Here is a 9,231-nt window from a genome sequence, read left to right as displayed (position 1 = left end):
TTGATGTCGATCGCAGGGTGCTAAGTTTAATGTTTGAGATTGCTAAGTTACGTCGGTTTGTGATGTGTGGTTTGTTGGGATTGATTCTAACTGGCGTGGTGAGTTGTCTCAAATCGCCTACCCAAGCCCCACAATTAGAATTTTGGACGATGGAGCTTCAGCCCAAGTTTAATGATTATTTCAAGGATGCGATCGGTAAATTTGAGGCGGCTAACCCGAGTATCAAAGTCCACTGGGTAGACATCCCCTGGGGCGCGATGCAGGGCAAAATTCAGGCGGCGATGGGTGCTAAAACGGCACCGGATGTTGTCAATCTCAATCCCGATTTTGCGATTCAACTGGCGGCTAGGAATGCCTGGTTGAACCTCGATCCCGTTCTAACTAAGGGTGAAAATAAAGAGTACCTACCGAGCATCTGGCAAGCTGGCACCTTGGATGGTAAAGCTTTTAGTTTGCCCTGGTATCTGACGACAAATGTGACTATCTATAACCAAGAACTATTTACTAAAGCTGGTGTCCCTAAACCGCCGACTACTTATCAAGAGCTGGCGCAAGTTGCCAAGCAAATCAAAGAAAAGACTGGTAAATATGCCTTCTTCACTACCTTTGTTCCCGAAGATAGTAACGATGTCCTCGAATCGATGATCCAGATGGGCGCTCAACTAACCGACAAACAGGGCAAGGCAGCCTTTAATACCCCCGCTGGCAAAGCAGCCTTTCAATATTGGGTGGATCTCTACAAACAAGGCTTGCTGCCCAAGGAAGCCCTGACTCAGGGGCACAAACAAGGGATTCAACTCTATCAAGCTGGCGAAACTGCGATGCTCTCAGCCGGAGCGCCATTCATTAATTCGATCGCTCAAAATGCCCCCCAAATCGCCAAAGTCTCGGCTGTCGCGCCCCAAATTACCGGGCAAACTGGCAAGAAAGGCGTCGCGGTGATGAATCTGGTTGTTCCCCGCACCACCAAGATGCCCGACGCCGCCGTTAAATTTGCCTTATTTATCACTAATGCCACCAATCAATTAGCCTTCGCTCAAGCCTCAGATACGCTACCTTCTAATATCAAAGCAGTGGCTGATTATAAGACTAAATTAGAAAGCGGGGATGATAAATCGGCACTCGATCGCGGTAAATTGATTAGTGCCGAGCAGTTATCACAATCAGAGATCTTAATTCCTCCATTGAAAAATCTTGATGTCCTGAAAAAAGCTATCTATGAAAATCTCCAAGCGGCAATGTCTGGCGAAAAAACAGTCGAGCAAGCAGTCACCGATGCCGCTACTACCTGGGATGCAGGGAAATAATTAATGGCGTTACTGATTTGGAGTATGATTCACTCGATCGAGCAATGTTGCGAAATTTAGAGTAGGGGCAATTCATGAATTGCCCTAAATTTCACAGGCAAATCATCCTCCAAATCGGCAATGCCTAATTAATAATTAGATTATTCTAACCATCTGGGTTTCGATCGAATGTCAAACCGATTTAAATTGAGTAGACACAGATCTTGCACTAGTATAAAAATATTGGTAGTTACCCTAGATCTACGCTTAGTAATAGTATTTAGGCATTGGTGCAAGATGTGAGTAGACGACATGTAGCGACTCTATTTGATTTTCTGAGGAAAATGGGATTACAATCGACCGCTACAATAATGAAGATAGGTGAACCCACAAGCTATGAGAAATTTTCGTGCTGCCTTCAGTTGCCGTACATCCAAAACCTTGTAATGTTTCAATATATACATCGCTCTTACAGACGCATCGATTTCAGTCAGCAGAATAGTCATTCTACATATAAACAGGCAGCAGATGGATGGAGGTATCAGAATAATAACAGCTAGCAACATCGCACAATAAAGCGGCATACATAATAAGGTAAAACCACATTTTACGATCGCACCGATCGCCCAAACGAGATAATTTCGCTTGGGAGGTTGAGATTGGTTGAGATATTGTCGATCTCGATCTATTTCGGAATATTGAATATATTCATTTTGAATTTGAGATTTTTTTTGCGCTATTGAATAAGACTCAACTGCTCTTTTGAGATCTGATAACATACCAGATTTTATAAGCGTTATCATGAATATGATGAGTTCAGTAAAGCGACCGACATACAGAATCGGGGTCTTTCCCAGCAAACTGATAAGTTTTTTCTCGAATTGTGGCTGAAGAGCGTGCCCGACTTCATGTGCGGCGATCGTCACTGCGACAACAGTTTGAGAGTAAGCCACATCTTCTGATAAACCAATTAAATTGAAGACCAAGCTATAACAATCAACTTTATTTTCTGATATACAAACCTTGACATCTACTCGGTTAGATTCACGCAAAATAAATCTAGCAAGACGGATACCAGTCATCCCAATCTGATTGCTTTCAAGTAGGGTGCGTTTCAAGCCAGGATTCGATCGAGGCATTAGATTATCGAGATATTTATCAAGCTCGTGTGTAGACAGATCGAATCTGCTGTCATAAATATTGTGTATTGGCATCGCTCGATTTTCCAGCTAGGTTTTTCCTGACGAAGCAATTTAACTGCTGTTGTCAGAGCTATAACTTCCTATTGGGGAGATTCTTTCGATTTATTCAGACGATCTCAAAATTTCCCGATCGTCGATCGATTTACTAGTATTTGAATTGTAAATTTTTGTTAATGTTCTGGGAAAACTCCCGGTGGGGGTTGTCGATAATTGTAGTAGTGATGGCGAGATGCGATCGCCTACGGGAGGCTACGCCAACGATCTCATCGGATTAGCAGCTTGACAACCCAAGCGGTAATAGTTGACGAATTTTATGGAAATTGCCAACGCTTCAGGGACGATCGTCGATACACGTTATCAGCTTGTCGAACATTTGGGTGAAGGTGGTAGCGGCAGCACCTACAGCGCGATTCGGCTGGAGGATGGAGCCACCGTCGCCATCAAAATCCTCTCCCTGCGCCACCTCAATGACTGGAAACAGCTCGAACTCTTCGAGCGCGAAGCTAAAGTCCTCGCGCAGCTCAACCATCCTCAGATTCCCAACTATCTGGAGTATTTTCATGTCGATACTCCCACCAATCGCGCCTTTTATATCGTCCAACAACTCGCACCTGGGAAGCCGCTGACTGCTTGGGTGCAATCTGGCTGGCGCGGCACTGAAGCCGAAGTGCGGGATATTGCCAGTCAGCTACTCGAAATTTTGGCGTACCTCCACCAACAATCCCCACCGCTGATTCATCGCGATCTCAAACCTCACAATATCATTCGCAACGATGATGGACGAGTGTTTCTCGTTGATTTTGGAGCAGTGCAGGATGTTTACAATAATACCCTGCTCAAAGGCAGCACGGTTGCGGGTACCTTTGGTTATATGGCACCCGAACAGTTTCGGGGTTTGGCGGTACCTGCGAGTGATTTGTATGGCTTGGGTGCGACTATTTTATATCTATTGACTCATCGATCGCCTGCGGATTTGCCGCAAGCAAGATTAAAGCTAAATTTTCGCGCACATGTGAATATCTCCGATCGTTTTGCCGACTGGCTAGAAACGATATTGGAGCCAGATTTATCTGCTAGGTTTCCATCGGCAGCAGCGGCTCTAAGTGCCTTACAAAAACCAAATCGGTTTCGCATTCAACGAGGGGCTAAAATTGGTTTTCCGTGGCGAGGTGCCACGATTGCCGCTACGATTTTGGCGATATTTGTGCCGCTAATTTATGAATATCGATACGCATTCACAACTAGACTTGGCTTCCCCGCCCGCGATATTTGTGATGCGATCGAGCGCAATGACGTAACATCTCTTCAGCAGTATCTCGATCGCGGCGTGAGTGTCAATGCTACTGTTGTCAATGCTGGACGCAGCTATATTGCTGTTTCCCCCTCTAGAGCTGGTTCCTTACTGCACTGTGCGATCGAGCATAAACAGGTTGAAATTGTCAAATATTTACTCGAAAATGGTGCAAATATTTATACGCTCAATAGTAATAGCTGGGCACCAATCCATGAAGCGATTAACATGCCTTGTGGCGACGACAAAGATTGCGCTCGGCGGACACAAATTATCATGTATCTATTAGACTATAAAACTGATATCAATCTCAAGGGTAGTGATGGCTCGACGCTGCTAATGTCTGCCGTAAAATCTCAAGATGTCAAATTAGTAAAGTATCTGCTCGAACGTGATGCCGATCCTCAGCCACTCACGACCGAAAATCAATATTCACTCTGGCATACTTTTGCCAATAGCGGTGGAAAATTTAAGCAGACGGAAACTACATGGATCGCCCAGCAATTAATGTTGACAAAATTAGATATCAACCAAACCGATAGCCAAGGAAATACACCTTTGCACTTAGCGATCGAACGTAATAACGGGGTCAGCCTCATCGATATTTTATTAGCTAATGGAGCGAGAACCGATCTACGAAATTATCAAGGCGAAACTCCGCTCACCATTGCGATTTCAAAGAATTATTTCGATGCTGTCAAACTGTTGCTGTCGCGAAATTCTAAAGTCAACTTTCCAGACGGAGATGGTAAAACTCCCCTAATGAGCGCGATTGACGCCGCCACTAACGATGGCGATGGGGATCGCTTTACACCAGCTACTTTTACTAGCCCTGCTGCGCCACCATTCGATCGATCTCGCTCTGCGCCAAAGATCGTTAAGTTACTCCTAGCTAAAGGTGCTAACCCCAATCTTGTCGATCGAGATGGCAATACAGCACTGCATCTGCTTAGCAATCTTGATGAATTCTCTTATGGCTGCCGACAGCAGCGATCGCTAGCACTCTATATCCTAGACTTACTAGTTCGAGATCGAGTAGATATTAAAGCTGTGAATAAGCATGGTGATACAGCATTACATGTATTTGCTAAAAAAGATTTCTTCCCCATAACCGATCGATTGATTAGCTATGGTGGAAATCCACTGCAAAAGAATCGTCAAGGCATAAATGCGCTGGAGTTAATTAAAATAGCACCATCTAGATCGTCTAGATGCGAACCTTAATTCGATAATATAGACAGATAAAGTAATGAAACAGATCGTTGCGACGCAGGGAAATAGCTATCAGCTTCTAGACTTATTAGGTGAAGGCGGTAGTGGTAAAACTTATCGTGCTGTAGACGATCGATCTCAAACTGAAGTTGCAATTAAAGTCTTGAGTTTGCGGGGGATGCGAGACTGGAAGACGCTCGAATTATTCGAGAGAGAAGCCAAAGTCCTCGCGCAACTAAATCATCCGGCGATTCCTCATTATTTAGATGCTTTTCAGACTGAGATCGCTGGAGAAGATGCTTTTTGTCTCGTGCAAGCGATCGCGCCGGGGCGGACTTTAACTGATTGGGTGGAGTCGGGACATGTGTTTAGTGAAGAAGATCTGCGGGACATTGCCACCCAGATTTTAGAGATTTTAATTTATCTTCAGACGTTCACACCACCCATTATTCATCGCGATCTCAAACCGCAAAACTTGTTGTGGAGCGAGTCAGGTGAGATTTATTTAGTAGACTTTGGAGCAGTGCGCGATACTTATCACCTTACCATTACAGGTGGCAGTACGATCGTTGGTACTTATGGTTATATGGCTCCCGAACAATTTCGCGGACAAGCGGTGTTAGCGACGGATTTATATGGCTTGGGGACGACATTACTCTATCTCAAATCTGGACAAGATCCGGCAGATCTACCCGTCAAACTGATGAAAATAGATTTTCGCCACCGAGTCAAAACTTCTCCCGATTTTGCTAATTGGTTAGAGAGATTGTTAGAGCCGATCCCAGAAGATCGCTATCGCAATGCTGCCCAAGCTTTAGATGCTTTGAATGGCAGAATTGCCGCTAAAGTCGATCGTCCCAAACAGCCGATCGCCCAAATTTCACATCACGGCGATACGATGAAAATAGTCATTCCGCCGATGTGGTTGGCAACGCGTAGCAGCCGAAAAACTTTTCTAACTGCGACATTATTGTTGTCACTATCGCTGGCTGGCTGGTGGCTGATGTCCGCAGCCGTTTTACCTAGTATGTTATGGCTACCATTGTTACTATTTGGCATCGTAGTAACTCCGTGGATGATGCGCGTACTATGGCATTTTGGTAACGTTGTCATCTGTCAACATGAAATAGAAATAGTTGCTCGACAAGCAATCTGTCAGACGAAATTAGGCGGGATCGCAATTTCTAGCTTGACGATCGAGTTGGAAGATATCCAAAATATACATTGCCAAACAACAGGCAGATTGAGTTTTCAAGGTGGTATTCAATTTAAAACTTCCGTGCAGCGTTACTATCAAATAGAGCATATGCAGACTGACGGCAGATATTATTTACCACTATATACTTTCGGCAAATATCTCGATCTCGCCGAGCAGCGGTGGCTAGTAGGCGAAATACTCGAACAGTTGCACTATCTCGATCCTCACATCGATTGAGCTTCTAGATAGTGCAAAGACAGGCAGGTAATTAATTATTAATTATCAATTATTAATTATTAATTAATTACCTGCCATCTCCATCAAGATTTGCTGAGTACTTTCTTCATCAGTGCCAATTTGCGGACGACGTTGTTTATAACTGCCATCGGATTGCATATCCCACGCTTGACGGTTATCAGCTAACATAATCCCCAAGATTTCTTGCAGATCTTTAGAGATATCAGGATCTTCGATCGGCGTGATGACTTCTACACGCCTGTCGAGATTGCGAGTCATCCAGTCAGCACTCCCAATTAAGACGATCGCATCACCACCATTTTGGAAATAATAGATTCGTGAATGCTCTAAATAACGACCGATAATACTGATGACGCGAATATTTTCGCTCACGCCTGGTACTCCAGGACGCAAACAACACATCCCCCGAATAATCAGATCGATCGAGACGCCAGCTTGGGAGGCACGGTAGAGATTAGCAATGATTTTTGAATCGACTAGAGCATTCATCTTGACGACGATTCGCCCAGCTCTTCCGGCTTGACAGTGGTCGATTTCTTGTTGAATTAGTCGATCGAATGATTCGCGTGAATTTACGGGTGAAACTAATAATTTGCGATACGCTCGCTGTTGGGAATAACCAGTTAGATAGTTGAACAGATCCGTCAGATCCGCCCCAAGCTCGGGACGACAACTAAACATCCCCACATCGGTATATAGCTTAGATGTCTTGGCATTATAATTACCCGTCCCGATATGCACATAGCGGCGAATTTGTTCATCTTCACGGCGGACGACTAAGACTACTTTAGTGTGAGTTTTTAAGCCGACTAATCCATACACGACGTGAACGCCAGCCTGCTCTAGTTTGCGGGCGAGATTGATATTATTTTGCTCGTCAAATCTGGCTTTTAGTTCGATTAGTACCGATACTTGTTTGCCATTTTCAGCGGCTTTAATCAACGCTTTGAGAATATGTGAATCTCCAGTTGTCCGATAGAGCGTCATCTTAATTGCCAATACCTTCGCATCGTTCGCCGCACAGGTAATAAACCGTTCTACCGTTTCTGAAAAGGACTGATAGGGATGATGAACGAGAAAATCTTTCTCAGCAATTAATTTAAAAAAGTTACTGCTATCTTCAGTTACTTTCATCCGTCGTAAATAAGCTGGAATCACCGGATTCCACGGTGGATCTTTAAGTTCGGGGACGGGTAATGCTAAAAAAGACATCAGATCTCCCAATCCCAACATCCCATTTACTTCATACAGATCTTGCTCAGTGACTTCTAGCTCCTCTTGCAGCATCTGACGGATCTGAATTGGCATTGTCGAGTCGATCTCGATTCGCACTGTAGAGCCACCTTTACGCCGCTTCCGCAAGCCATGCTCGATCGCTTGGAGTAAATCTTCAGCTTCATCTTCAGCGACGCTGATATCGGCATTACGCGTTACTCGGAATGTATAACAATCTTGAATATTCATCCCTGGAAAAAGGGATTCTAAGTTGTGCGCGATCAGTTGTTCGAGGGAAATGCCCGTCCAAGTTTGGGCTGGTTCGCGCTGCTCGGTGGTGGTGCCTTCGCGGACGAATTGCAGGGGGTGGGTACGATCGATCTGTTGTAATTCGACGGGTAACTTAATAAATCGCGGTAACACTTGTGGCACTTTGACTCTGGCAAATAATTCTTCACCAGTATCGGGATGTTTAATCGCTACCGCTAGGTTTAAACTCAAATTTGAGATGTAGGGAAATGGATGTCCCGGATCTACAGCCAATGGTGTCAGAACTGGAAAGATTTGCTCTTCAAAATAGCTTTGGAGATAATTACATTGTTCTTGATTTAAGTCAAAATAATCCAGCAGGTAAATCTCCTGCTGAATCATTGCCGGACGCAAGACTGTCTCAAAATGCTGATGCTGTCTGGTAATTAGCTGCTGGACGCGATCGCTTACTACTGCTAGTTGTTCGTTGGGCGTTCGTCCATCTATGGTTAATTGAGTGACTTTTGCCTCAATTTGTTGTTTGATGGCGGCAATTCTTACCATAAAGAATTCATCGAGGTTCGAGCTAAAAATTCCCATGAATTTTAGGCGTTCGATTAATGGTGTCCGCTCGTCCATTGCTTCATGTAAAACACGAGCGTTAAATTCTAGCCAAGTCAATTCTCGGCTCAGATAATATTGTGGATCGGTTAAATTGATGTCGGAACGATCGGTAATGGGCGTTTGTGTTGACATGTAGTGAATTTCCAATCTTAAAGTTAATTTTTAAGCTAGATTTTAACGGTCGATCGAGTTGACTTAGTACAAATTTCCTATAAAGTATTGACAGTAAAACACTTGTAAGGTACAATAGTACTATTAAAGTAATGACAGCCCTCAATGTCGATCGGCAAATAATCGGCGTGCATTTAGGTTAATTACAGTAGATATTTGGGCACAATTAATAGGCGATTGAGATAATCCCCAACTCTGCGGCATCGCACACAGAGTAGTTTTCCTGCGTTGTTATCCTTAAGGCATCTAAATTATGGCAGTAGTAAAAGATAGTAAGACTCAGATCCTCACAGAACTAGATCGTATTCTAGCAGAGCAATATCGACCGGGTTCTAAAGTTGCTACCAAAGAAGAAGAAGCGCAACTAGCCAAGAACAAAGAAATTGTTACCCAAGCGGCTAGTTATACCGTTGACACGATCGTCAAGGGGATGGCAGACTTACAGCTAGAATTTGGGAGTATTATCAATGGACTATCAGATCGGCTGACTGTCGAAGTTGAAAAACTCAACGTTGTCAAACAATC

Annotated in this window: 5 protein-coding genes and 1 pseudogene; 4 read left to right on the top strand and 2 right to left on the bottom strand. The window is 44.1% G+C overall.

Annotation, left to right across the window (positions count from 1 at the left end):
* Window positions 1-29: 29 nt before the first annotated feature.
* Window positions 30-1,307 carry a sugar ABC transporter substrate-binding protein gene (locus RMO52_RS08615; RefSeq protein WP_310412933.1) on the top strand — a complete coding sequence of 426 codons (1,278 nt, stop codon included), beginning with the start codon at window positions 30-32 and terminating at the stop codon, window positions 1,305-1,307.
* Between the two features lie 329 nt (window positions 1,308-1,636).
* On the opposite strand, the gene RMO52_RS08610 is transcribed toward RMO52_RS08615, so the two are convergent.
* On the bottom strand, window positions 1,637-2,500 hold the full coding sequence (locus tag RMO52_RS08610; RefSeq protein ID WP_310412930.1) for a zinc metallopeptidase: 864 nt from the start codon (window positions 2,498-2,500) through the stop codon (window positions 1,637-1,639).
* Between the two features lie 289 nt (window positions 2,501-2,789).
* Here RMO52_RS08610 and RMO52_RS08605 point away from each other — a divergent pair, with 289 nt between their 5' ends.
* Together RMO52_RS08605 and RMO52_RS08600 are read left to right on the top strand one after the other, a co-directional pair.
* Window positions 2,790-5,003 (top strand): ankyrin repeat domain-containing protein, encoded by a 2,214-nt coding sequence (locus RMO52_RS08605; RefSeq protein WP_310412927.1) that lies wholly within the window; start codon window positions 2,790-2,792, stop codon window positions 5,001-5,003.
* Window positions 5,004-5,028: 25 nt separating this feature from the next.
* Window positions 5,029-6,426, top strand: coding sequence for a serine/threonine-protein kinase (locus RMO52_RS08600; RefSeq protein ID WP_309743764.1), 1,398 nt, complete (start codon window positions 5,029-5,031; stop codon window positions 6,424-6,426).
* 63 nt (window positions 6,427-6,489) lie between these two features.
* On the opposite strand, the gene ppk1 is transcribed toward RMO52_RS08600, so the two are convergent.
* Window positions 6,490-8,667 carry a polyphosphate kinase 1 gene (gene ppk1, locus RMO52_RS08595; RefSeq protein ID WP_309743766.1) on the bottom strand — a complete coding sequence of 726 codons (2,178 nt, stop codon included), beginning with the start codon at window positions 8,665-8,667 and terminating at the stop codon, window positions 6,490-6,492.
* 292 nt (window positions 8,668-8,959) lie between these two features.
* On the opposite strand from ppk1, the pseudogene RMO52_RS08590 reads away from it, so the two are divergent.
* Window positions 8,960-9,231: pseudogene (locus tag RMO52_RS08590) on the top strand (hypothetical protein); the annotation flags it as partial.

It is taken from the genome of Chamaesiphon sp. OTE_8_metabat_110, assembly GCF_031382685.1.
In the GTDB taxonomy this organism is placed as follows: domain Bacteria; phylum Cyanobacteriota; class Cyanobacteriia; order Cyanobacteriales; family Chamaesiphonaceae; genus Chamaesiphon.
The sequence above is the reverse complement of the archived record's forward strand: the minus strand, read 5'-3'. Positions and strand labels throughout refer to the sequence as shown.